The organism is Lewinella sp. IMCC34191 (assembly GCF_003390935.1).
Classification (GTDB): Bacteria; Bacteroidota; Bacteroidia; order Chitinophagales; family Saprospiraceae; genus Neolewinella.
This window is the reverse complement of record NZ_QNQZ01000018.1, coordinates 22081-46121: the sequence shown is the minus strand read 5'-3', so window position 1 is coordinate 46121 and position 24041 is coordinate 22081. Positions and strand designations below refer to the sequence as shown.

Here is a 24041-nt window from a genome sequence, read left to right as displayed (position 1 = left end):
TTCCTTTTACCGGCGTGAACCGCTCTGCTCCATGTTACTGGCGCGCGTATTACGCTGCATGGCATTTTCACCCTCACCGCGCTGCCGGCTTTGGTAGAGATCGAAGCGATTGGCTGCGGACTTGGAAGGGTAGTAGTTGTTGCTGGTGTCGGTATCGGCCGTTTCAATGAATGGGTCAAGGACGATACTGACCACTTCCTGTTCGAAGGGAAATACTTTCGTGATTTCCTCCGTACCCATACGCCAGATTTCGGCGGGAATGCGCTGGACATCCTTAGTTCCGTCCGCAAACGTAAACTCAAGAATGATCGGCATAACCAGGCCACCTATATTCTGGAAGGTGAGTTCGTAGTAGTACTTATCGGCGTTGAGTACATTCTTTTCTTCCTCGCTGAGGGAGCTGAGGTACTGCTGAAATTCTTCCTCGTCGACAACGGTAGCTTCGAGCGGATCATACTCGGAATAGAAATCAACAATAGTCGTGTCCGTTTCGTCGAAGGTGCTGACGATCTCTTCTTCATTGCGGATGCTACTGATATTTCGGGGCGCTTCCTGTTCCTGCTGCCGCATCCGTTGATTCTCCACGGTGGGATTCATGGTATTGATCCGGAATTGCCGAACGTTGGCCAGGGCGATGTCGACGTGGTTCGTGGTGAAGAACCATCCGCGCCAGAACCAGTCCAGATCGATCGCCGAGGCGTCCTCCATGGTGCGGAAAAGATCGGCGGGGGCTGGGTGCTTGAATTTCCAGCGGTTGGCGTAGGTCTTGAAGGCGTAGTCGAATTGCTCCCTACCCATGACCGTCTCGCGCAGGATATTGAGTGCGGTAGCCGGCTTACCGTAGGCGTTGTTACCGAATTGCCAGATCGATTCCGAATTGGTCATGATCGGGCTGATGTACTGCTTATCACCCTTCATATAGTCGACGATCTTGTCGGCGGGTCCGCGGCGGCTGGGGTAATCCCGCTCCCACTGCTGTTCGGCCAGGTACTGGAGGAAAGTGTTGAGGCCTTCGTCCATCCAGGTCCACTGCCGCTCGTCGCTGTTGACGATCATGGGGAAGTAGTTATGGCCGACTTCGTGAATGATTACGCTGATCATCCCGTATTTCGTGCGCTCGCTGTAAGTACCATCGGGCTCGGTCCGGCCGAAGTTGAAGCAGATCATGGGGTACTCCATTCCGATATCGGCGGCATTGATCGACCAAGCAACAGGGTAGGGGTAGTTGAAGGTATAGTGGGAGTACCAACGCAGGGTATGCGCTACCGCCTTGGTAGAAAAGCGTTCCCAGAGGGGATTGCCCTCCTTGGGGTACATCGACATGGCCATGACCACGCTACCGTCTTCCTGCTCGACGCCCATGGCGTCCCAAATGAATTTGCGGGAGGTTGCAAAGCCGAAGTCGCGGACGTTCTCAGCTGCAAAGTGCCAGGTCTTTTCGCGCTTCGACTTACCCTTTTCCCGTTCGACGGCTTCTTCCTGGGTGGCGATTACCACGGGTTGCTCGCGGGAGGCGCGGGCCAATTCCAGCCGGCCGCGTTGGTCGCGGGTCAGTACGTCTCCTTCGTTTTGCAGTGTGCCGGTTGCCGCCACCAGGTGGTCGGCGGGCACCGTGATCTTCACATCGTAATTTCCAAAGGTCAGCGTGAACTCCCCGCGACCTAAAAACTGCTTATTCTGCCATCCATCCACGTCATTGTATACCGCCATACGGGGATAGAACTGCGCGATGGTATAGAGGTAATTATCGTCTTCCTCAAAGTACTCCGAACCGGAACGACCGCCGCCGTCCTTTGCCCGGTCATTGATATTGTACCAATATTTGATATCAAATTCGATCGACTCTTCCGGCTCCAGTGGCTCATCCAGTTCGATGCGCATCATCGTCTTTTCAATGTGGTAGGTCATATCCTCCCCATCGTCATTCTTGACGTGATCGATTTTAAAGCCGCCGTCGAATGTGGGTTCGAGGCGTGATAGCTGCCCCAGAGACATTTGCTCGCCTACCTGATTGGTCGATGTCTTATACGTATCCGAAGTCAGGGCCCGAACGTTCTGGTCGAGCTGCACCCATAAGTACTCGAGCGGATCGGGCGACTGGTTGTAGTAGGTAATCGTTTCGGTTCCGTAGATGCGTTGATTCTCGTCATCGAGACGGATGTCCATCTCGTAATCAGCGCGCTGCTGCCAGTACATATATCCCGGTGCACCGGCCGCGTTACGGTACACGTTGGGTGTAGGCAACTCGTTATCTAGCTGCTTGAATGGATTCTCGTTGATTTGAGCGAAAAGGGTGGGGCCGAGTACGATCAGCACCAGGGGTAGGAGAAAGCGTTTCATTTGGCTGAGTTTAGTCCGCTAAGATATTAATTATCCTCCGCCTTTATTGTCATGCGAACTATATAATTGGGCGGCGGGGCGCAGGTAGAAGCCCGATCAAAGACCATCGAGCTAATTACATGCATGTTCCACGTGGAACAATTAATTTTCTGAATCACGATTGTTCCACGTGGAACATTATACATTCAGAAGCGGTGTGGTCTCTTGCAACTGATCAGAATCAAGCAACCACTGGCGGAATGTCGCGTAATCCGGATTCATCTCCGTAGCGTGTTTCTCAAGATTGCTCAGCCGCTGAAGGCGTTCCGGCACCTCAATAGTATCATCCAGAATCCGTTTCATATCCGGTAAGAACTTACTTGGGTGGGCAGTTTCCAAGATGACGCCTCTAGTATTGGGTTGCTCACGTTGGTATGCGGATAGCGCCAAATAACCTACCGCCCCGTGAGGATCGATGGTATACCCATATTTAGCCTTTACCTCCCTAACAGCATCCTCCGTGGCCCGATCGGTGAAGGCGTATCCGGATATATCTTTCTTCATGCTATCGTGGGTATCGCCACCCGGGTGCTCTTTTCCGGTTACATGACCGTAGAGATTGGTCATCCGGGCAAAGTTGCTGGGAGCCCCTACATCCATTGCGTTTGACAGGGTAGGGACGGAAGGGGCAGTTGCATACTCTCCCCGTTCAAGGTACCGAGGTACGACATCATTCGCGTTGGTTGCCGCCACGAAATGATGGACCGGCAACCCAAGCTGCCGTGCGATGAGTCCTGCAGTGATGTTACCGAAGTTTCCACTCGGTACCGTGAAGACAACCGGATCACCCGCTGATCCTAGCTGCTTATATGCTTCGAAGTAGTAAAAGCTTTGGGGAATGAGACGGGATATATTGATGCTGTTCGCCGAGCTGAGCCGCATCTGCTTACGAAGATCCGCATCCAAAAAAGCCTGCTTGACCAGTGCCTGGCAATCGTCAAAGCTGCCATTAATCTCGATCGCCTGAATATTCTTTCCGAGCGTGGTGAGCTGCTTTTCCTGGAGATCGCTCACCTTGCCACTGGGATAAAGGATGACGACCTCAATACCCGGAGTATCGTAAAATCCCGCCGCAACGGCTCCTCCGGTATCGCCCGACGTAGCAACGAGAATCGTCAGCTTCTGCGGATCATCGTTATAGTAGGCCATCAATCGCGCCATGAACCGGGCACCAAAGTCCTTAAAGGCCAAAGATGGACCGTGGAATAGCTCCAGGATATACTTCTGGTCATCCAATCGGACCACAGGCGCCGGGAAGCTCAATGTTTCATCGACAATTCGCCTTAGGTCGACCTCCGGAATTTCATCGCCTAATAGTTGCCGGCTTACCCATAGACCGATATCGGCAAAACGCATATCGGGCAGGTCCTGAAAAAACCGGTCGGGTAGGGGGGCAATGCGCTCCGGCATGTACAAGCCATTATCGGCCGGTAAGCCGCGGAAGATGGCTTCTTTCGCATCCACCCGGTGCGAAGCGTCGTTGGTGCTATAAAATTTCATCGCTTGTGAGTTTCACTCCGTGACGGACAGAACCTGAACGCCATGTTGATTTATCGGGGATACATATAATTGACTGTCGGTCCCTACCTCCCGAAAGGCGGCCTGCATACCCTGGCCGACGGCTTGTGCCAGGTATCCGCTGTCGCAGAGCGCAAAGACGCTGGGGCCTGCACCACTGATGCTACAACCCAGGGCGCCCCTTTCCAACGCTGCCTTCTGGACAGCATCAAAGCCGGGGATCAACTGTTTACGCTGGGGTTCGACCATGTGATCGCGAAGGGAACGACCTAGCAGGGAGATATCATTGGTATACAGCGCCGTGATAAAACTGGCCAGACTTCCCATTTGCCGGATCGCGGTAGAGAGAGGAATTTGATCCGACAATACCGCCCGTGCATCCCGGGTCAGTATCTCAATTTCCGGATGTACGACCGCGACGTGCAGACCTTCGGGTACGGGCAAATGATGTACGTCGAGGGATTCATTGGATCGTATAAGGGTGATACCACCTACGAGGCAAGGCGCCACGTTGTCGGCGTGAAAGCTACCGTCGGCTACCTCTTCGCCCTGCACCGTGAAGTAGAGAATGGCCTCCCGGGAGAGCGGGCTTCCTAGCAACTCATTGACGGCGACGGCGGCACCGGCGGCACCGGCAGCGGATGAACCCAGGCCCGAACCGAAGGGCATTTTCTTATGAATCTCAAGCTCAATACCCCGATCTGCCATCCCCAGGTGCTCCAACAGGCGCTGTGCGGCAACTCCGGCCGTATTCCGTTCGGTCTCCGTGGGAAGGATCTTATCGCCTGTCCCGGTGATTGCCGTAATTCGTACACCCTGGAAATCCGGATTTAGCCGGGCTACGATTTCGTCACCCGGTCGGTCGATGGCAAATCCCAGAATATCAAAGCCAACCGCTACGTTCGCTACCGTCGCCGGAGCGAATACCCTTACCTCTCGCATAATATCAGCTTTGTGAAGACCCTATCTGGATGATTTCGGCAAAAACACCGGCGGCCGTGACTTCCGCACCGGCCCCCGGACCCCGCACGACGAGTGGTCGTGTCCGGTAACGATCGGTAGTGAAGACGATCATATTATCGCTGCCACTCAACGTGTAGAAGGGATTGTCGCTGCCAACCGCCTGTATACCCACTGTGGCTTCCTCATCGTCCAAACTGGCGATCATCCGCAACACTTTTCCCTCACTAGCGGCCTCCTTCTGCATCTTGGTGAAGTGGTCGGCGTTCTCTTCCAATACCCGGAAGAAGTCGTCTACCGATTCGGCCTCCATAGCACCTTCCGGTAAAAATCCTTCCACCGATACGTTTTCCGGATCGAGGGGTACACCCGTCTCCCTTCCCAGAATCAAAATCTTGCGCGCAACGTCCTTACCGGACAAGTCAACCCGGGGATCCGGTTCGGTGAATCCTTTCTCCTTGGCTTCGCGTACAATATCCGCAAAGGGGCGGCTACCATCGAAATTATTGAATATGTAGCTGAGGGATCCGCTCAGGACGCCCTCGATTTTGTTGATGCGATCGCCACTATCAATCAGATCACGCAGGGTGGAGATCACCGGAAGACCGGCGCCGACGTTGGTTTCGTACCGGAACTGTACGCCCCGCTTATCGGCAATATTTTTTAGTCGTTGGTACTGGAGATAGCCCGATGAGGTAGCTATCTTATTAGGGGTCGATACGCTAATGCTATCGTCCAGAATGGCCTCATAAAAGGAAGCGATCTTTCCGTCCGCCGTATTATCGACGAAGATGCTGTTGCTAAGATTTAGGTCGCGCATCCTTCCTACGAAGACGGGAAGATCCGTGGTCAAATCGGAGGCCTCCAAGTCTTCCTTCCAACTGCCCAGGTCAATCCCCTCGGCATCGAAGAGCATCTTCCGGGAATTGGCCAATCCGACGACCTTCACCTCCATACCTCTACGCTCGCGGAGATATTCGTTCTGTTGCTCGATCTGCTTCAGCAGCGTCCCGCCGATCAGTCCGACACCGATGATAAACAGGTGGGCCGTTTTATAATCGCTAAGGAAGAATGCCTCGTGCAGTGAGTTGAGCGCCTTGGTTTCGTCTTCCCGTGAGATGACGACCGAGACGTTGAGCTCACTCGATCCCTGGGCGATGGCGACGGCATTGATGCCGTTCTTGCCTAGCGCCCGGAACAGACGACCCGAAATACCTGGCTGGTAACGCATATTCTCACCGATGATCGCAACGACACTGAGATCACGCTCCACTTTGATCCGGTTGACGACCCCCCGCTCGATCTCGAAGGCGAAAGCGTCTTCCACCGCCGCTTTGGCCTGATCGGCGGCTGCCGGCTGAACGGCAAAGCTGATCGCGTGCTCGCTCGACCCCTGGGTGATCAGGATGACGTTGATGCCGGCCCGGGCAAGTGATCCGAAGATGCGCCCGGCAATTCCCGGTACGCCGAACATCCCCGTACCGGAGACCGTACAGAGGGCCACGTCGTTGATCGAACTGATTCCCCTTACGGCGACCCCGTTCTTGTCGCTTTCCTCACTCACCTTGGTACCCGGGAATTCCGGCTCGAAGGTATTTTTGATGTAGAGGGGTATCCGCTTCTGAAGCGCGGGCATCAGGGTGGGCGGATAAATGACCTTTGCTCCGAAGTGCGACATTTCCATCGCCTCCGCGTACGTCATTTGCGGAATGGTGAATGCCTTCTTCACCCGACGCGGATCAGCGGTCAGTACCCCACTTACGTCCGTCCATATTTCGATGGAGGACGCGTCCAATCCGGCCGCGAGCAGCGATGCAGTATAGTCGGAGCCACCCCGGCCTAGGGTAGTGGTCAATCCACCTTTAGCAGAGGCAATAAAGCCCGTAACTACCTGAACCTTAGGATGTTCCCGGTAGTGTTCCCGGATTTTGTCATAGGATTTATCGAAAGAAACCTTGGCGTTTCCGAAGGTCTTGTCGGTCTTGATAATTCGACGGGCATCCAGGAACTCGGCCGGTACGCCGGCTTGTTGCAGACACTGCGTAATGATGTAGGAGGAAGACCGTTCCCCGAAGCTGAGAACGTAGTCCATGGTACGCGGTGACGCTTCCCTAACCAGGAAGATGCCGTAGAGTAAATTCTTCAGGACTTCGTGGGACCGGCGCATTTGACCGGCGGTTTCCTCCCGTAGGCGGTCGTCGGACAGCAGATCGTTGATGGCCGCTTGGTGACGGTCCGCGAATTCCTGGAAAAGCTGCCCGTAGCGGTCATCACCCCGGGCGGCAAGGGCACTCATCTCGATGAGGCCATCGGTTACTCCGCCAAATGCGGAAAATACCACGGTAAAGTGGTCACCGGAGGCGTAGTATCCCTTCAGGATATTGACTATTCCACGTATTCTGTCAGGCTGGGCAACGGAAGAGCCACCGAATTTCAGGACTTTCATCGGTAGGAGCATATTTCCCGTAAAGATGCCTTATTTGACTGGCATCCGGGCCTTGCCGGTCGTTATTCCTCAACGGGTTTTACGATATACGGAGGAATTCTACGCGGCGAGTGCTGCCGGACGGAGCGAGAGAGCCCAGGCTTCCAGATCACGCATGGTCCCGGCATCTTCCGATGACTTATCGGACTGCCCGCAGAGGTGTAGTACTCCGTGTACCATAACGCGGTGTAATTCAGTGGTGTAGGACTCACCGTACTCCTTGGCATTATCGGCTACGCGCTCGGTGGAGATGAACAGATCTCCGGATACGAGCGGAAATTCCGCATAGGGAAAGGTGATGATATCCGTAAGGGTATCGTGCTGTAGGTATTCGACATTGACCTGGTGCAGGTAATCGTCGTCGCAGAAGATGTAGGTAAGTTCGCCGAGCCGGCCACCGCGGGCCTCAATAACGGCACGAATCCAATCCTCCAGGAGGGATTCCTCTTGTTCGGGCAGCGTACCGCCGGCTTCGTGAAGGGAAAAAGAGGGGGTCAAAATCAGAGACGAAACTGCATTTCTACCGTGGAACCGCCGTTGATGTACCGCATCTTATCGCAGAGCTGATTCATCAGGAAAACGCCACGGCCGCCGCATTCACAGATGCGCTCCGGACAAGTAGGATCGGGCAGGCTGTCGTAGTTGAATCCACCTCCCTGGTCGGATACCCGAATAGCCAGCGCACCGTCGGTTACCTGGGAAAAACGGATGCTGACGGTTTTGGAACGGTCTTGCTTGTTGCCGTGGATAATGGCATTGCTCACCGCCTCGGTGAGGCTGATGAGGAGATTATCGTGCTTTTCCTGGTTCAGGTGATAGCGAGAGGCGAGTTGCCGCACCAATTGCTCCACTTGACTGATGTTGTTCGGGTCTGACGAGAGTGTAAGCATGTAAGGTTGGGTTCAAAGCTATGACGGACAGGAAGACGAGTAAACTAGTAAAGGTATATAACATCACGCCCCCGTAAAATTGTTTATAACGGGCTGACAGACAGGGAACGAAAGTATTCGTCGACGAGCGTCTGGTAGTACGGCTTTAATTCCGGAGTGACCCGACGGTACTGTTCTACTTCGGCGCGGCGCTGACGGATGTATTCCTCCAGACTGGGGGGAAGCTCCCGGCGTTGTTGATCCGCGGTTTCGGACTTACGCTCTTCATCCATCTTTTGTTCGCGTTCGGCCCGCTCGTGTTCGAGCATCTTGGAGAGGATATCCTGTTGACGCATCAGGGATTCGTTGGTCAACCGCTTGTTGACGAGGTCCTCCTCGGCGGCGTTCATCTCGTCGATCAATTCCTGAAGCTGACCGTCCTTGCCCTCTCCGTTCTGCTGTCTTTCCTGCTGCTTCTCCTCCAGTGCACGGCGTAGCGCGGCCTGGCGGGCGGCCATTTCGGCGAATTCCTTACTGCTGGCCCCCTCTCCTTTTTGCAGACCGTCCTTCATCTCGCGCATCTCCTCCCCGATGTTTCGCTGACCTTCGCTACCGGGATTTTCGCTGGGTTTACCACTCTGCTGGCCCTGTTTTCCGTCCTTCGGATTCTGGCACTGTTGTTGCCCCTGCATCTGGCTGGCCATCTGCTGCTGCATTTGCTCCATACTTTCGCTGAGCATCAGGGCCAGGTCGTTGAGTCCGGTCATGGCGCGCTGTTGGAGATTGGCGGCCTGTGGGGTGCGCCGTTCTTCGAGTTCGTCGACGGTACCACTCAGGTTGCCACGGATGTCGGTCACCTTTTCGGTGATGAAGGTTTCGATCTGGAAGTTGCGCTTGGCCAGGGCCTGTAGCGAGTCTTTCACCAACTCGAAATCGTTGTTGATCTGGAACTGCCGTTGTACGAGTTCCACGTAACGGGGCGTATTTACGGTCGTGAGATTCAGCTGGTCCATCGTTTCTTCCTGGTCGAAACTCAGATCGACGATGTTTTCCAGTAGCTGGCGGATGGCGGCCATGTCCTCGCTGTTCTGCTGTTGCTGCATACTCTGCATGGACTGATTCATCTGCTGGGCCATCTTTTGCATCTTCTGGCTGGCGTCCTGCTGCTTTTTGGCGGCGTCCTGCCGTTGTTGCTGGCCAGACTGCTGTTGCTGTTGCTGCTGCTCACCTTCCTGCGACTCCTGATCCTGGGGTTCGCTTTCTTCCTGCGGTTGGTCTCCCTGTTCCTGGGGTTGTTGTTCCCCGTCCTGTGGCTCCTGTGGTTGCTGCGGCTCTTGCCCTTCCTGGGGTTCTTTCCCTTCCTGCTGCTGGGCCTCCTCCATTTTCTGCTGGGCTTCCTGCATGTCCTGCTCGACCTGCTCGGCCTGTTCCTTCTGGGTATCCAGGGGCATGGGCCGGTCCAGCTGTTCGTTCTTCTCCTCGGTCTGCTCCATCTTCTTCTGGAGCTCCTCGAATTTCTTCTGCAGTTCTTCCTGTAATTTTTGGAGATCTTCCGTAGGCGTATCGCCGGCCTCCGTTTCTTCGGATAGGGCTTCCTGCTCCTCGGCCAGTGCCTCGAGTTCGTCGATGGCCTCCTGCATTTCCTTTTCGATTTCCAGCTGCTTGAAGAGTTCGAGCATCCGGTCGAGTTCGGCTTCTGTTTCCTCGTCGGACATTTCCATATCCTCCATCTTCTCGAGGGTCTGGTCCTTATTGAGCTCTTCCATGAGCCGCTGGATCTCCTCCATCAGCTGTTGCATCTCTTCCGAAAGCGACTTCTCGAACATCTCCTGCAGCTGCTCTTCCTTTTGCTGGATCTGCTCGCTCTGTTGCGGCTGGTTTTCCAGGTTCTCTTGGAAGGCTTCCTGGGCCTTCTTCACCTGCTCCTTGATTTGCTGCTGCTGGGCGGCGAGTTTCTCGACTTCCTTTTTTAGCTTCCAGTCGACCTCTTTCTCCTGAAGCATACGCTCCCGGACTTCTTTGGTTTCTTCCCGGAGTTTGCGGGTATCGTCCAGGGCTTTCTGTAACTGATCCTTGATCTGGCTGTCATTCGCCTCGGCGCGTTCGGCCATTTCCTCCCGGGTAGGCATCCGGTAGGTCATCACCGAGGTTTTGGAACGCTTGCTGCCATTGACGCCGTCATTATCGCGTACCTCGAAGTAGTAGCTCAACTGGTCGCCGGCAACCAGTTCCACGTCCTGCTGAAGGTCGAGTACATGGTCGTACTCCATCCGCTTACCCGCAGAAGCGCTGATGGGTACCCGGATCTCGTCCGTCGCACCGTCGGCATTCTGGATGCGGTATACGAAGTCCAGTCCGCGGATGCCGTGGTCGTCCGAAGCCTCACCGACGAAGAAAATCAGGGATTCCGCGGTCGAGTCCCGGAAACTTTCGACCGTGATACGGGGGTACTGGTCGGGAATGACGTTGAGGGCGAAACTCACGGAGTCTGCCACGGGTAGGCGATCGTTGCCGATATACAGTGTATAGCGATCGTTCCGCATGGCCCGCTTATCGAAACTGTGCAGGTCCCGTCCGTCGCGATGCAGTCGGCCGGTGGTGTCCTCACTATTGAATTTGAGGTCGATGTACTCGGTGTTTTCCGTGTCGAAGGACCACCTCAGGCGGGTGCCCACGGGAACGGTCAGATCACCGATATTGGCCAGTTCCTCGTCTTTGCGTCCGAGGTAATCCGGGTAATCGGCGGCCACGGTAAAACCGGCGATCGTCGGTTTGGGAAGAACCTCGAGGGTATAGTCCCGGCTTTCTACCTCACCGGCGGAGAGATGGAAGGGAACGGACGACTGGACGTTGTTGAACTGATAGGTGAAGGTGCTGGCATTCTCCTTCTGCAGGCGGTACCGGTAGCCATCTACCTCAATAAAGGCCTCGGCCGGCAGCACGTCGCCACGCACATTGATGGTGAGGGGGTAATTTCCGTACTGAACGACTTCCAAATCATCACCCGCCAGGGAGAAGGTAAAGGGAGCGGGGCGTTCGAAACGTTCGCCGTTGCGGATCAGCCGGTTGGTGCTGTCCTGAATAAGGGTAGGCGAGGCCACCAGGATCGCCAGGAGAATAACCAATGGCGGCAGGGCGTATTTCAGGTACCGCCGGTTCTGGGTGAGATCGATAGCCGAGCGGAAGGGCACGGGGCTGATCTCGGAAGATTTTTGATCGATAGATGCCAGTAAGAGGTCATTTTGACCGGTACCGGCCTGGCGACGAAGCTGAAGGACGTTCAATAACTTATCCTGTACGTTGCCGAAGTGCGATCCGATGATCCCGGCCGCCTGCTCGTGACTGATTACCTCCCCCAGGCGAAAGTAGCGGGCGAGGGGAAGCAGAACCCAGCTTCCGAAGGCCAGCACGCTGGCGCCTACAAAACCGTAAAGGAGGATACGACGCGTAGTTCCGGAAAAGTAAAACTGAGATTCCAGCAAGCTTACCGCTAAGAAGAGCAGCAACACCAGCCCCACGGAATAGAGCAGCCCCCGTATGGCACTATTGATATAGTACTTGCGGATAAAAGCATCCAGCTTGCCGATAAGTAGGTCGTAATGTTGTGTACGGGCCATAGGAAGGTAATTGCGACCGAGGGAGAGCGGTACAATATACAATGAGTACTACGACTTCCCGGTTGACTAACAATGCCTTACGGTCGTCAGGTATGCAAAAGGGATAGTTTAGGTAAAATAGTGTGAGAACACCTATCTTTGTGAGTATTAAGCACTAACATATGCTCAACTTAGGGTGGTTGCTCACCGTTTGAGTCCCATTGGCTTAATCACGGTGAAAAGGCACTTCTTTGGGTGACCCCGGCCGGTCGGGCATTAATCTTTTCTATGCATCACCTTACACCATCCCAGATAATGGCCCTCGCCAACAAGGTGGTAGGGGGTGGCATGCACGATTTGTTATGCGCTAATCTTAGCGGGCAGGTACGCTACGCGAACACCTCGGCCTGCACGACGCTCGGCTACTCACTAGACGATATTTTGGGTAAGGGGCTCAACGACTACTGCCCCAAGCTCTCCGAGGACGTCTGGAAGCAACACTGCCTGAAGACGATCAACAACGGCAGCAACCGCATCTATACCTACCACCAGAATTGCGGCGGGCAATCCTACCCTGTAGCCGTCCGAAGCGTTCCCCACATCGTTTCGGATACCAACGAACAGTTGATCTGTAGCATCGTCGAGGACGCCAAGAACAGCACTCGGTATAAGCGCATGCTGGATAATGTCGAGTCGTCCTACCGCATCGGAAGCTTCGACCTGAATTTACAGGATCAGAGTATCCTGGTCAGCGAAAATCTGACCGCCATGATGGGTGTAACCGATCCGGAGGAACTCAAGCCCAGCGCGATCGTCCAGCGCCTCTCCAAGGACGATGCCGCCCGTTGGAACGCACAAATGATTCACTTCCTGAGCGGCTATCACCGCATGGACGAGAACTTTCTCCTGCGCGCCGCCGCCGATCAGATCGTGCTGGTTCGCGTCGTGATGTGGTCCGTGATGCAGGATGGGGTGGTCTCCGGTATAACGGGTTACTACGAAATGATTGACGGAAGCGGCAAAGATCAAATGATCAGCCTGGAGGAACACCAGCGCCGGCACATCATCCGGGCGCTCCGGTTCACGAACGGACGGGTGACCGGCCCCAACGGAGCCGGACGGTTGCTCAACATCAACGGAAAGACGCTCTTCGCCCGCATGAAAAAGTTGCAGATCAATCGCGAGGATTACACCCATCGGTAGGACGCCCGGGCGAATTAGCCGTTCAGGACACTGAACAGGAAGGTCAGTAGGAATTCTCCGGTCTTGTAAAAAAGGATGCCGAGCACCAGCACACCGATTAGGTTTTGCCACCAGCTGTTCGTCTGGTCTCCGAGCAGATCTTTACGGTTAGCCAGTAAGAAGATGACGACGGCGATAAAGGGCAGAAGCAGGCCGTTGATGATCTGCGCCGCCAGTATGACCCCCACGATATCCAGTTGAAGCAGGGCAACCAGTAGCCCGATGATGACGACCACCAGCCAGGTAGCCCGAAAGGCACTACCGCCGGACCGCCAGGTTTTATCCCCGCTGGCCAGCAGGCCCCGCCCGGCCATCGCCGCGGCCAACGGCGCGGTAGTGGCGGAACTGAAACCGGCGGCAAAGAGCCCCGCCCCCAGCACGAGCCGGCCGTATTCGCCCAAAAAAGCCTCCAGACTAACGGCCAAATCCTCAAAGGAAACAAAGCCCGATGCGGTGATCCCCACGACGACGATCGAGGCAGTCACCAATAGACCTACACCAAAGCTGAGTTGCAGGCCCCGCCGCATATCGGCAAGCTGACCACCCGAGCCCAGACCGGCCGCGAGAAAGAAGTTATAGGGAACGATAGTGGTACCCAGCAAGCCCAGGATGACGTTGGTCTCAATGGTCGATACCGGGCGATCGGGATACACCCCGGGCCAGGCGATCTGCACGGCGGCCACTACGAAAAGCATGCCCATGACCGCGACGATGTACGCCATTGTTCGACCGATCAGTTGGGTGCTGCCCTTCCACAGCAGGGCGAAAACGGCGGCACCGACGATCAGGACCCACCAGCGGCGCAGGGGGAATAGAAGCTGCAGGCCACCGAGGGCACCTAGTAGATTTCCGGCCTGATAGGCCATACAACCGAAGAAAACGGCGCCGAAGAGCAGAAAGGGAAGCCACCGGCCGCGAACGCTGAGTAATTCGCCCAGGCTACGGCCGCTCACCAGCGTGACCCGGGCCGCCATCTCCATGAAGACGTAACCGGCCAGGGCGGCCAAAACCACCACCGGTAAATAGGCGTAGCCGCCAACGGCGCCGGCACGGGTTGCCGTAGCCACCGTCCCGGGACCGATAAAGGCGGCCGCAATGAGCGACCAAACAAGGGCGCGGCCCCAGGAGGTAGATTCGATGGCTAGTTGACTTTAGTCAACCACAGTTTACGAAGTCCGCTCCGGATTTGGCGCTCCTGACTCAAATCTACGTAGCTGTGCAGGGGGTAAGCACAGTCGCCACAGCGATGATAGATGGCAAAATCACCGCGGCCGTTGATGTAAATGCGGAAATCGCCCGGCGCCGGTTCTTCGCTGCTGCACCGGTTACAGCGCGCCATCTTGCGCGCGAAGTGCCAGAGAAAATCGCAGTGCTCCCGGAGATGAAGCGCGAGTTCGTTGAAGGAGATACGGATCTCCGTGGTGTAGGTGAGGGGTTTGACCGAATTCATGAGACCAATATTTGCACGCCAATCGGGCGAAAAACAATCTTATTACATTATCTACGCACAATAACGCAATTCTAATGTTATACATTTTCCTCCAGAGCCAAAATATTATTGGGTGGGTCTATAATTAGTAGGCAGCCCGACACGCGGACCAAGGCCGGGAACCTTTTCGCCGCCGTATGTTTAACGGGCTATGATCCTGCTGCTACACACGCTTATCCAGGGGGTAATCGGCCTGTTGTTTCTCTTTTATCCCGCCGTGGGCGACCTGTTACCGGGCTTCGGAGACTCCGCGGGTCCGAGTTTCGTGCTGCTGCAAAAGCTGTATGGATTAGCGGCTCTCTTTCTGGGCGGACTTTCCCTGTATGCCTACTTCCGGCAGTCGGATGACCGGATATTCTATCTGGTCACGCTTAGCCTGAGCATATACCACTATGCGATGATCGGAATCCAGACGGCGTACAATCCCGATCAGCGGTTTGCGCTGCTGCATTTCTTGCTCGCGATATTTCTAACGGGACAGTACCTCGGACGGCGAAGAAAATCGTGGAATACGCCGAATTCATAAACGAATTACACCACCAAATTTTTTTTGCCTTTGTTTTCCACCATCTTTTCCACAGGCAGTAAACGGTCGCCGGGAGAGAAGCGGTAGTTGATGTAAATCACGGCCGCTACCAGGGCGATGGCGGTGAACTGATGGGCCACTCCCCAACCTACCGGAACCTGCCCCTGACTGTTGGTAACCGTAAGAATCCCGAGCGTCACCTGAGTTGTCAACAGGATTATCAACAGGGTCATGGCGCGTTTCATTCCGCTTCGTAAACCCAGCTTGAAGCAGCGATATACGAAGTATAAAACCATGAAGGTCAGCGTATAAGCTACCATTCGGTGAAAGAACTGGAAGAGGGCCGGCTGGAAGAGGCTTTGTTCGTAGTTCACCAAGTTTTCCACAGTCCAGGCCGCCGTCTCCAAAAGGACGGGAGGGACAAAATGACCGTTCATATCCGGCCACGTGGGGTAGGGTAGGGCGGCCCGGGCTCCACTGACCACTCCCCCCAATAACAGCTGTACAATGAGCAGGATATTGACGGCCCAAAGTGATTTTTTCACTCTGCCCTGTGGAAAAGCCCGGTCTACCGGCTGGATCACCTTCAGAGTTATCCACAGGAGGTAGGAAAACAGACTTATCCCCAATGCGAGGTGCAGGGTAAGCTTGTAGGCATTGACCCAGGGACGGTCGATAAGGCCGCTGGCGACCATGATCCACCCGAAGCTGGCCGCGAGGGCCGCCAGGAGCACAACGACGCCCAGACGGCGCATCAGCGGCGGATTAATGTAGCCTTTGCGCCAGAAGACCAGGAAGCCGACAATGAAGACCAAGCCCATGATGCGCGCCCACTGCCGGTGAAACCACTCCCAGAAGTAGATGAATTTAAAATCGGACAGAGAAATGTCGGCGAAGATCTTCTCGTACTGGGGCGACTGCTGGTATTTCTCGAATTCGACCATCCAGTCGGCATCGTTGAGGGGGGGAACGGCCCCGCTGAGGACTTCCCACTCCGTGATGGACAATCCCGATTCCGTTAAGCGCGTTATACCACCGATAACTATTTGCCCGACGACCATCACCAGGCCCACGAGCAGCCAGATTTTCACCGGTCGGGGGTAGCGGCGCAGCGATTTTTCCATGCTCTTAATAGTTATTATTCTTTTTTAAAATTTAAATCCCTTTATCATTGTTAAGGGTGTGGAAAGCGGGAGAAAGAATTCGCCCTGCGGTTGGTATTCTCAGTCTCCACTCCTGCTGTTCCCTTTTTCACAGGCTATTCACATCCTAACACGTGGCTATCGCTAGGGATTTGCCGTTATTCCACATTCGGTGATTTCCGGTGGAGAGGATAACTTTTATGACACAGCCGTGGGGATAACCACCCGCCAACCGTGAAGTCGGCGTGGAAAGCAAATGTGGAAAGCTGTGGAAATGTGGAGAAGTCGCCCTTTTCGGTCGCTTTGTGGGGAAGGTTGTTCATAACTGCCCATTTGTCAACGCTTTTCCACCGTTTGGGGTCGGAAAATTACATTGGGTAAACCGCTGGTTAATAGGACGTTTACACTTGACCGATTTGCGTCATGTTAGGAACGTCCGTTGGAGGTCGTTACTCCCCTACCAGCTCCATCCACTCCATCTCCTTCTCCTCGATGGCATCGTTAACCTCGGAAAGTTCCTTACCGAGTTCGGCGATCCGCTCCGGGGTCAGCGATGCCATATTGTTGAACTGCTGGTTGATCTCCGCCTTGCGGGCCTCGAGTTTTCCAATCTGGCCCTCCACGCGGCGAATCGCCTTGCGTTGTTCCTGCGAGATCTGGTTTTCAGAGGGCGGCGGGGGCGCAGGTAAAGCGCTTTCCCTGGAAGGGGTATCGTTGTAATTGGTCCGCTGCTCTTCCCGCATCATGTCCCGGTACTCCGTATAGAGACCGTTCCAGTCGCGGATCTTCCCCTCCCCCTCGAATATGAACAGGTGATGGGCCAGCTTATCCAGGAAGAAACGGTCGTGACTTACTATAAGGACGCAGCCCGGGAAGTCGAGGAGGAAATCTTCCAGCACGTTGAGAGTAACGATGTCCAGGTCATTCGTCGGTTCGTCCAGGATCAGGAAGTTCGGGTTCTTCATCAGGATGGTGAGCAGGTACAGCCGCCGCCGCTCCCCGCCACTCAGTTGGCTGACGTAGACCTGCTGCTGCTTGCTGTTGAACATGAAGCGCTCCAATAATCCGCGGGCGGTGAGCTTCAGCCCCTTCTCCAGGGGTATGAACTCGGCGATCTCGCGTACCACCTCGATCACGCGCATATCCTGCTTCAGATTAATCCCCTCCTGGGTATAGTAGCCGAAGACGGTATTGGTACCGTGGACCACCTTGCCGGTATCCGGCTCCAGTTCCTTCGTCAACATATGCAATAGGGTGGATTTACCGGCCCCGTTGCGCCCGACGATACCGACGCGCTCCCCCTTCTGGAATTTGTAACTGAACCCCCGGACGAGTTCCTTGTCCCCGTAAGATTTGCTGATGTTGTGGGCCTCCAGGATCTTGCTGCCCAGCCGCTGTCCTTTTATCTCCAGCGTCAGTTCGTCCTCCCGGCGGAAGCTGCCGACCTTCTGTTTGAGATCGCTGAAGGCTGACAGGCGGCTCTTGGCTTTCGTGCCGCGGCCACTGGGCATCCGGCGGACCCATTCGAGTTCCTTCTTCATCCGCTTCCGGTCCTTGTCCAGCTCCGCGCTCTCGGTCTCTTCCCTGGTGGCTTTCTTGTCCAGGAAGTCGGAGTAATTACCGGTATAGTGGTAGATGTTACCTCCTTCCAGTTCGATGATGCGGTTGCAGACGCGCTCCAGGAAGTAGCGGTCGTGCGTCACCATCAGCAAAGTGAGGTTGGGCGACTGTAGCCACTCCTCCAGCCACTCGATCATATCGAGGTCCAGGTGGTTGGTCGGTTCGTCCATGATGATCAGATCCGGCTCGTCGATGATGAGCTTGGCCAGCGCGACGCGTTTGCGCTGGCCTCCGGAAAGGGTCGATACTTGTTGGTTGACGTCCTCGATGTTGAGCTTGCTCAGCACCTCCTTGATCCGCGCTTCGATGTCCCACGCCTGCAGCCGGTCCATGCGCATGAGGGCGTCCTGCAATAATTTGGGTTTATCCGTGCGGGAGAGGGCCTCCTCGTAATCCCGGACGGCCCGGACGAGGTCGTTGTCGCTGTCGTAAACGGCGTCCATTACCGTAGCGCGCTCCCCGAATTCGGGTTCCTGCGGCAGGTAGGCCATGCGGGCTTCCTTATGGACGTAGACACTGGAGCCGGGGCCTTCCGGCTGGTCGATACCGGCGGCGACGCGCAGCAGGGTTGACTTCCCCGTTCCGTTTTTGGCCACGAGTGCCACCTTCGTATGCTGGGCTACCTGCAGGTCGACCTGGTCGAACAGCACTTTTTCCCCGTAAATCTTCGATACCCGTTCTAATTCCAAATAGACCATCTCCGTAAATTTTCGCTGCAAAGATGAGGATAATTGCAGCGCCGGCCGGTGGTCACAGGTGGTCGTACACCCAGCCCAGGATATCTTCCATCTCCGCGTAGTATTCGCGGCTGGGCGCCATGACGTTATTGTGGAGAAAACTGAAAGCCAGCCACTTCCCGGCCCGCGTACGAAGCAGACCGCTGATGCAGATGACGCCGCTCAGTGTACCCGTTTTAGCCCACACGAAGGTTTCTTGTCGGTTATCGAAGCGTTTCTCGAGGGTTCCGCTCACGCCGCCGGCGGGAAGCAGGGAGAGTAGGCGCTCGTGCCCCACTTCGCGATCGAGCGCGGCCACGATTTGCACGAGCTGGTCCGGGCGGACGAGATTATAGCGGCTCAGTCCGCTTCCGTCGCGGTAGCTGACCTCCCCGAGATCCATTTCCAAGAATAGCGTATCGGTCGCCCACTCGAAAAGGGCATCCTCATCCGGCCAACCGTACCGGCTGGTGGCGGCGAGCAAAATCAACTGTTCGGCCAGAAAGTTGTCGCTTTCCTGGAGCACCTTGCGGTAGAGGGTATCCGGAAGCTCGCTCATCAGCGTATCGAGCAGCAGGGATGGGGGTAGGGAGCGGTCGTCGGAACGCACGGACTTTCCGGGTATCCCGCCGCGCAGGTAGCGCAGGGTGGAGGCGGTATCGACGGTCAGGGCGCGCTGGAGGGGGAAATTATAGCGGCGGGTGAAATTCTCGTTGACCGTGAAGAAATTGCTTCCCTCGATGCGGGAAATGGTGCGCTCCTGGCGGGCATCCTGCACGAGGTTGTCGACTACTTCGGAGGGTGACCCGACGAGGACCTCCGCATCGGTATCGCCCACCTGCTGGTAGTCGATATACAGTCGGTTACCGTACACCGGCAGGGAAGAGCGTTCGTAAACGTAGCCGTAGTCGAAATCGTCCCAGCTCCAACCCGCTCCGTATCGGGGTGGCTGGTCCTGCTCCGGAAAATTGAGCACGATGGGCCCCTCCTTCCGCTTTAGCCACGGCAGCAGCGTGTCGTAATCGGTAAAGGAAGGGTGAAGGAGAAGGGGATAACCGGTACCCCAAACGTCCAGCCGGTCGGGCGATTGGTGATACAGCAAGGCGGGTGCACCGTCGGCGAGGAGGCGGTTGGCGACAAAAAAGGTCAGCAGCTTGGTGTTGCTGGCCGGAACGAAATACCTGTCTTCCTGGTACCCGTACACGGTGCGTTCGGCCTCCAGGTCATAGAGCGCGAAGCCGCTGTGGCCGTTGGCGAATACGGTGGAGAGGCGGATTCGGTTATCCAGTTCCTGGGCCGCCGCCCGCTGGGAAATTTCCTGTGCGGGGAGGACGCCGCAGACGATCAGGCAGCCGAAGAGAAGAAGGAAGCGACGCATAGCCGTATAGAAACAAAAAAAAGGCCGAAACACAGAGGCTTCGGCCGAGAAAATTATAATCCCAAAAACTAACTGGTTATACGACGGGCTGCCGCCGTAGGAGTCTTGTCACGGTGATGATTTGGATATGGACGTTAAGTGACAGATTACGCTATAAAAACAGCGAATTGCAGGGGACGGGTATAGACCGGATTTGATTTAACAGGCGGTTGCCGGCTTAGCCTTCCTGTTCGTCCTTGACGAGCAGTTGAAAGCCGTTGCCGTGGATGTTGACGATCTCGATGGCGGTATCCGGCTTCAGGTACTTGCGCAGCTTGGTGACGAATACGTCCATGGAGCGTGCCGTGAAGTAATTGTCTTCCCCCCAGATCTTGGTGAGGGCCTCGCTGCGGCTGAGGATATCGTTTTTATTGATCGCGAACAGCCGTAGCAGCTGGGCTTCCTTGGGGCTGAGCTTGTCCTTGGATTTTTCGCCCTTATCGTCGGTGAAGGTGAGGATACGGAGGGGGAAGTTGAAGTGGAACTTGCCGAATTCGAAATCGGTCTGCTCCTCCTTCGGATCGGCGGGCACCTGGCTACGGCGGAGGATGACGTTGATCCGTGCCAGCAGTTCCTCGCTGTTGAAGGGCTTGGTGATGTAGTCGTCGGCGCCGAGTTCGAAGCCATTGAGCACATCGTCCTTCATGGCCTTGGCGGTGAGGAAAATGATGGGTGTCTGGGTATCGTCTTCCCGGATTTTCTTGGCCAGTTCGAAGCCGCTCAGGCGGGGCATCATCACGTCGAAGATGCAAAGATCCCAGTCTCCGCGGCGGTAGGCTTCCAGTCCGGCTACTCCATCAGTGGCGAGCGTGACGTCGTAATCGTGCGCTTCGAGGTAGGAACGCAGGACGTCTCCGAAGTTTCGGTCGTCTTCGACCAGTAGTAGTTTGGCTTCGGTTGCAGTGGATTCGCTCATCTGTTGGTACAGTTTACTTCAATAGGGGATAATAAATTCAATCGGGTTGACGGTACGGGAAGGTCACCATAAAGCTACTGCCCTTACCGAGCTCACTTCTAACTTCGATACTGCCACCGTGTACTTCCGTGATGGTTTTGACGTAGGACAGGCCTAGACCAAATCCCTTTACGTCGTGCCGATCGCCGGTATGTACCCGGTAAAAACGGTCAAAAATGTTTTTTCTTGCTTCCCGCGTCATTCCGAGACCATGATCGGTGACGGTAACCTGTATTCCGCGGGCCACATTTGTCGTGGAGACGATAATTTCGGGCGCGTCCGGGGAATACTTATTGGCATTATCCAACAGATTGTTGATCAGGCTGGAGAGGTGGGTCAGGTCGCCCTCCACCACCGAAGGATCGGCCTCCAAGTGCGTGGTTACGGTCCCTCCACGAGGTTCCACCTGGAGGCAGATGTATTCAACGGCACTTTGTACTACGTCATTCAAATCAACCGCCGTCAGGTTAAGGTTAAGGCGGCTCTTGTCGAGCTTGGCCATTTGGAGCACCTTTTCTACCTGATCGTTCATGCGTTTGTTCTCCTGCTTGATGATTCGGGCGAAACGCTGCACCTTATCGGGGTCGCCACTGATGCGCGGACTCACGATGCTATCCGTAGCCAGAGAGATGGTCGCGATGGGCGTTTTGAACTCGTGCGTCATATTGTTGATGAAATCGGTCTTCATCTCCGATACCTGCTTCTGGCGCAGGATGACATATATGGTATATACGAAGCACCCCAGGATAATCAACACGAAAAGCAGGCTGGCCGCGAAGTTACCGTACAGCGAACTGTAGATAACCTGATCCTTATTGGGGCTGTAGGCGCGGATCTCCCCGGGAATCCTCGAGTCGTCACCGAATAGGCTAACGGTGTAATCGGCGTGCATCAGGTCCTCATGCCGGGTCGTATCCGAGCCTTCCGGTGATAAGAGGCGGCCGTTGCGCGACAGAAAGCGCTCCTGGCGGGCGTCGTATATGCCATACTCCAGGGGATTCTCGATACCGGCATTCTTCAACTCCTTCACGATCTTGCCGTGAATAGCCTCGCGGTTGATGCGTTCTTCCAGGTTGCGGTTGGCAAATTGGGCCTGCAGGCGGATGGATGAGTTGGGGTTGATCCGGATGGAGCGCGTACTCAGTAAGCCGGGAGAAGATCCACTGATCCGTAATTCACTATAAAAGCCGTCGGGCACGCCGCCGGCGTAGCCATTGCTCAGCGTCAGGCGGATTTCGTCCTTTTCCCGTTCCTCCACTTCGTCGGCCACCTGCTTCAGGACGGTCTGGATCGTCCGGTCGTAGCGTTCCCGGTTCACCTCCAGGCCGGTTTGCAACAGGCGCAGCTGGAGAATGATGAGCCCCACGATCGCGGAGACAATGAGACCGATAATCAGGTAGATTGATTTTTGACTCATAAAGGGAGAAAATACGGCGGAAAATACACCGGAGAGGATGCACGGGCGAACTTGACCGAAACCGGGCAGCTATTCAAGCCGACAAATTCGCGGCATTTCCGGTGGGTTACGTCCGTTATCTAATACGCGGCGAGGAGTGTAAAATATCCATCGGCGTACGCCTTTAAAGGTTTAGTAACTTTGCCCGCCCCAGCATGCCCGCCGTTACCATACATACTACGCAGAATGTCCGCATCGATTACGAAACGGCCGGTATCGGGCTTCGTATCGGAGCCTTCGCGATCGATTTGATTGTCATCCTGCTTAGCTGTTTTCTACTGCTGCTCTGCCTTCAATTGCTGGGTGCCGACCTCAACCTCCACGTCGTGCGGGAGTACGGGATCATTTTCTACCTCATCCTGTATTTCTTCTTTTCCGAGATGCTGAGCCGCGGGCAGACGGTGGGAAAAAAGATCCTGAAACTGCGCATCATCCGCCTGGACGGTGAGGATCCTACGCCGGCCGATTTTCTGATCCGTTCGATGTTCCTGCTGTTGGACGTCGTTTTTACCGGCGGTGTGCTGGCCGTATTGCTCATCGTGACGGGCAGCCAAAACCAACGGCTCGGCGATCTCATCGCCCGGACGGTGGTCATCAATACCCAGCACTTCGGGGGAGTCAGCCTGCGCGACATCCTCACGATTCGCAAACGGGCTGACCACGAGGCGCGCTTTCCCGCCGTGCAGCGGCTCAGCGACGAGGATATGCTGCTGGTCAAACAGACCCTGACGCGCCACCGGCTTTACGGAAACCGGGCCCACCGCCAGGCACTCCGTGAGCTAGCCGAACGGATTGCCGGCCTGCTGGACGTCGCCGAAGGAGATCGTCCGGATTCGGACGAAGCCTTTCTGGAAGCCTTATTGCTTGACTATATCGTACTGACCCGATGATCCTGGAATACACGCTTGCATTGGTAGGATCGCTTCTGGCGGGGGGCATCAACACCCTATCCGGTAACGGTTCGGCGATCACGCTGACCATACTGATGGAAGTGCTCGGCCTGCCCGGTACGGTGGCCAATGCAACCAACCGTGTGGGCATCGTCACGCAGAGCATGGCGGGCACCTGGGCGTTTCACCGGGCGGGACGGCTGAAGCTGTCGCCGGTGCGGCAACGGGAAATGTGGACGATCGTGATCGTCTCGACTTTAGGGGCGATCGTCGGTATATGGCTGAGCCTGGTAGTGGATAACGCTACTTACCGGTCCATCTTCCGGTACTTGCTCTTCGTTATGTTACTGGTGGTGTTGGTCAATCCGAAGCGGTGGTTGCGGGAAGCGCAGGCGGAGAAATCCTTATCGCTCTGGATCGGGATACCGGCCTTCTTTGCCCTGGGCATATACGGGGGATTCATCCAGATGGGGATGGGCATCTTCTTTCTGGCGCTGATGGTGTTGGTCGCGAAGTACGAGATCATCCAGGCGAACGTGGTGAAGGGTATCGTGGTGCTGATTTACACCTCCGTGGCCGTGCTTATCTTCGCCTGGCAGGGTGTCATCGACTGGAGATTCGGCTTGCTGATGGCGGTCGGACAAACGGTGGGGGGATACCTCACCGCCCGATACGCGGCCAACCATCCCAAAGCGGGGGTGTGGTCGTACCGACTACTGGTCGTCGTCATCGTAGCGGCTATCGCCAAAGCCTTCTGGCCCTTTTGAGAAAATGTTTTTAC

The 24041-nt window shown here is 55.6% G+C and carries 18 protein-coding genes; 4 read left to right on the top strand and 14 right to left on the bottom strand.

Going from position 1 to position 24041, the window contains the following annotated elements:
- Positions 1–6: 6 nt before the first annotated feature.
- The 7 genes from DRW39_RS21780 to DRW39_RS21750 form a co-directional block, all read right to left on the bottom strand.
- Complete coding sequence (locus tag DRW39_RS21780) at positions 7–2340, bottom strand: M1 family metallopeptidase (protein WP_116109328.1); 2334 nt, start codon at positions 2338–2340, stop codon at positions 7–9.
- A 177-nt stretch (positions 2341–2517) separates the two neighbouring features.
- On the bottom strand, positions 2518–3879 hold the full coding sequence (gene thrC, locus DRW39_RS21775; RefSeq protein WP_116109326.1) for a threonine synthase: 1362 nt from the start codon (positions 3877–3879) through the stop codon (positions 2518–2520).
- Between the two features lie 12 nt (positions 3880–3891).
- The gene (locus tag DRW39_RS21770; RefSeq protein ID WP_232830221.1) at positions 3892–4839 is read right to left on the bottom strand and encodes a homoserine kinase; all 948 of its coding nucleotides are present in this window, start codon (positions 4837–4839) and stop codon (positions 3892–3894) included.
- A gap of 4 nt (positions 4840–4843) precedes the next feature.
- Entirely contained in the window at positions 4844–7303 is a 2460-nt protein-coding gene (gene thrA, locus DRW39_RS21765; protein ID WP_116109323.1) for a bifunctional aspartate kinase/homoserine dehydrogenase I, read from the bottom strand.
- A gap of 99 nt (positions 7304–7402) precedes the next feature.
- Positions 7403–7840, bottom strand: coding sequence for an rRNA maturation RNase YbeY (ybeY, locus tag DRW39_RS21760; protein ID WP_232830220.1), 438 nt, complete (start codon positions 7838–7840; stop codon positions 7403–7405).
- 2 nt (positions 7841–7842) lie between these two features.
- The gene (locus DRW39_RS21755) at positions 7843–8232 is read right to left on the bottom strand and encodes an ATP-binding protein (RefSeq protein WP_116109321.1); all 390 of its coding nucleotides are present in this window, start codon (positions 8230–8232) and stop codon (positions 7843–7845) included.
- An 83-nt stretch (positions 8233–8315) separates the two neighbouring features.
- The gene (locus tag DRW39_RS21750; protein WP_116109319.1) at positions 8316–11828 is read right to left on the bottom strand and encodes a DUF4175 domain-containing protein; all 3513 of its coding nucleotides are present in this window, start codon (positions 11826–11828) and stop codon (positions 8316–8318) included.
- Positions 11829–12095: 267 nt separating this feature from the next.
- On the opposite strand from DRW39_RS21750, the gene DRW39_RS21745 reads away from it, so the two are divergent.
- Positions 12096–13010 carry a PAS domain-containing protein gene (locus tag DRW39_RS21745; protein WP_116109318.1) on the top strand — a complete coding sequence of 305 codons (915 nt, stop codon included), beginning with the start codon at positions 12096–12098 and terminating at the stop codon, positions 13008–13010.
- A 14-nt stretch (positions 13011–13024) separates the two neighbouring features.
- Here the strand turns inward: DRW39_RS21745 and DRW39_RS21740 are convergent, their stop codons facing one another.
- The gene (locus DRW39_RS21740; RefSeq protein ID WP_157976300.1) at positions 13025–14116 is read right to left on the bottom strand and encodes an NRAMP family divalent metal transporter; all 1092 of its coding nucleotides are present in this window, start codon (positions 14114–14116) and stop codon (positions 13025–13027) included.
- 74 nt (positions 14117–14190) lie between these two features.
- Entirely contained in the window at positions 14191–14499 is a 309-nt protein-coding gene (locus DRW39_RS21735; protein ID WP_116109314.1) for a hypothetical protein, read from the bottom strand.
- A 190-nt stretch (positions 14500–14689) separates the two neighbouring features.
- On the opposite strand from DRW39_RS21735, the gene DRW39_RS21730 reads away from it, so the two are divergent.
- Positions 14690–15064, top strand: coding sequence for a hypothetical protein (locus DRW39_RS21730; RefSeq protein WP_116109313.1), 375 nt, complete (start codon positions 14690–14692; stop codon positions 15062–15064).
- Between the two features lie 5 nt (positions 15065–15069).
- Here the strand turns inward: DRW39_RS21730 and DRW39_RS21725 are convergent, their stop codons facing one another.
- From DRW39_RS21725 to DRW39_RS21705, 5 genes are all read right to left on the bottom strand, one after another.
- Positions 15070–16188: a COX15/CtaA family protein gene (locus DRW39_RS21725; RefSeq protein ID WP_116109311.1), complete on the bottom strand. Its 1119-nt coding sequence runs from the start codon at positions 16186–16188 to the stop codon at positions 15070–15072.
- 467 nt (positions 16189–16655) lie between these two features.
- On the bottom strand, positions 16656–18545 hold the full coding sequence (locus tag DRW39_RS21720; protein ID WP_232830219.1) for an ABC-F family ATP-binding cassette domain-containing protein: 1890 nt from the start codon (positions 18543–18545) through the stop codon (positions 16656–16658).
- A 31-nt stretch (positions 18546–18576) separates the two neighbouring features.
- Complete coding sequence (locus tag DRW39_RS21715) at positions 18577–19920, bottom strand: D-alanyl-D-alanine carboxypeptidase (RefSeq protein WP_116109307.1); 1344 nt, start codon at positions 19918–19920, stop codon at positions 18577–18579.
- Between the two features lie 217 nt (positions 19921–20137).
- A complete protein-coding gene (locus DRW39_RS21710; protein ID WP_116109306.1) occupies positions 20138–20875 on the bottom strand; it encodes a response regulator transcription factor in 738 nt (245 codons plus the stop codon).
- A 37-nt stretch (positions 20876–20912) separates the two neighbouring features.
- On the bottom strand, positions 20913–22331 hold the full coding sequence (locus DRW39_RS21705) for a sensor histidine kinase (protein WP_116109304.1): 1419 nt from the start codon (positions 22329–22331) through the stop codon (positions 20913–20915).
- A 194-nt stretch (positions 22332–22525) separates the two neighbouring features.
- Here DRW39_RS21705 and DRW39_RS21700 point away from each other — a divergent pair, with 194 nt between their 5' ends.
- Positions 22526–23260 carry an RDD family protein gene (locus tag DRW39_RS21700; RefSeq protein WP_116109303.1) on the top strand — a complete coding sequence of 245 codons (735 nt, stop codon included), beginning with the start codon at positions 22526–22528 and terminating at the stop codon, positions 23258–23260.
- Positions 23257–24027, top strand: a complete 771-nt coding sequence (locus DRW39_RS21695; protein WP_232830218.1) for a sulfite exporter TauE/SafE family protein — start codon at positions 23257–23259, stop codon at positions 24025–24027. The genes DRW39_RS21700 and DRW39_RS21695 overlap by 4 nt, the downstream gene beginning before the upstream one ends.
- Positions 24028–24041: the final 14 nt, after the last annotated feature.

Excerpts from the sequence above, each read along its gene's own strand:
- DRW39_RS21705 (WP_116109304.1), bottom strand. The coding sequence starts at position 22,331 with ATGAGTCAAAAATCAATCTACCTGATTATCGGTCTCATTGTCTCCGCG.
- DRW39_RS21755 (WP_116109321.1), bottom strand. The coding sequence starts at position 8,232 with ATGCTTACACTCTCGTCAGACCCGAACAACATCAGTCAAGTGGAGCAA.
- DRW39_RS21750 (WP_116109319.1), bottom strand. The coding sequence starts at position 11,828 with ATGGCCCGTACACAACATTACGACCTACTTATCGGCAAGCTGGATGCT.
- DRW39_RS21770 (WP_232830221.1), bottom strand. The coding sequence starts at position 4,839 with ATGCGAGAGGTAAGGGTATTCGCTCCGGCGACGGTAGCGAACGTAGCG.
- DRW39_RS21730 (WP_116109313.1), top strand. The coding sequence starts at position 14,690 with ATGATCCTGCTGCTACACACGCTTATCCAGGGGGTAATCGGCCTGTTG.
- DRW39_RS21715 (WP_116109307.1), bottom strand. The coding sequence starts at position 19,920 with ATGCGTCGCTTCCTTCTTCTCTTCGGCTGCCTGATCGTCTGCGGCGTC.
- DRW39_RS21700 (WP_116109303.1), top strand. The coding sequence starts at position 22,526 with ATGCCCGCCGTTACCATACATACTACGCAGAATGTCCGCATCGATTAC.
- DRW39_RS21710 (WP_116109306.1), bottom strand. The coding sequence starts at position 20,875 with ATGAGCGAATCCACTGCAACCGAAGCCAAACTACTACTGGTCGAAGAC.
- DRW39_RS21695 (WP_232830218.1), top strand. The coding sequence starts at position 23,257 with ATGATCCTGGAATACACGCTTGCATTGGTAGGATCGCTTCTGGCGGGG.
- DRW39_RS21780 (WP_116109328.1), bottom strand. The coding sequence starts at position 2,340 with ATGAAACGCTTTCTCCTACCCCTGGTGCTGATCGTACTCGGCCCCACC.
- DRW39_RS21725 (WP_116109311.1), bottom strand. The coding sequence starts at position 16,188 with ATGGAAAAATCGCTGCGCCGCTACCCCCGACCGGTGAAAATCTGGCTG.
- DRW39_RS21735 (WP_116109314.1), bottom strand. The coding sequence starts at position 14,499 with ATGAATTCGGTCAAACCCCTCACCTACACCACGGAGATCCGTATCTCC.
- thrA (WP_116109323.1), bottom strand. The coding sequence starts at position 7,303 with ATGAAAGTCCTGAAATTCGGTGGCTCTTCCGTTGCCCAGCCTGACAGA.
- thrC (WP_116109326.1), bottom strand. The coding sequence starts at position 3,879 with ATGAAATTTTATAGCACCAACGACGCTTCGCACCGGGTGGATGCGAAA.
- DRW39_RS21745 (WP_116109318.1), top strand. The coding sequence starts at position 12,096 with ATGCATCACCTTACACCATCCCAGATAATGGCCCTCGCCAACAAGGTG.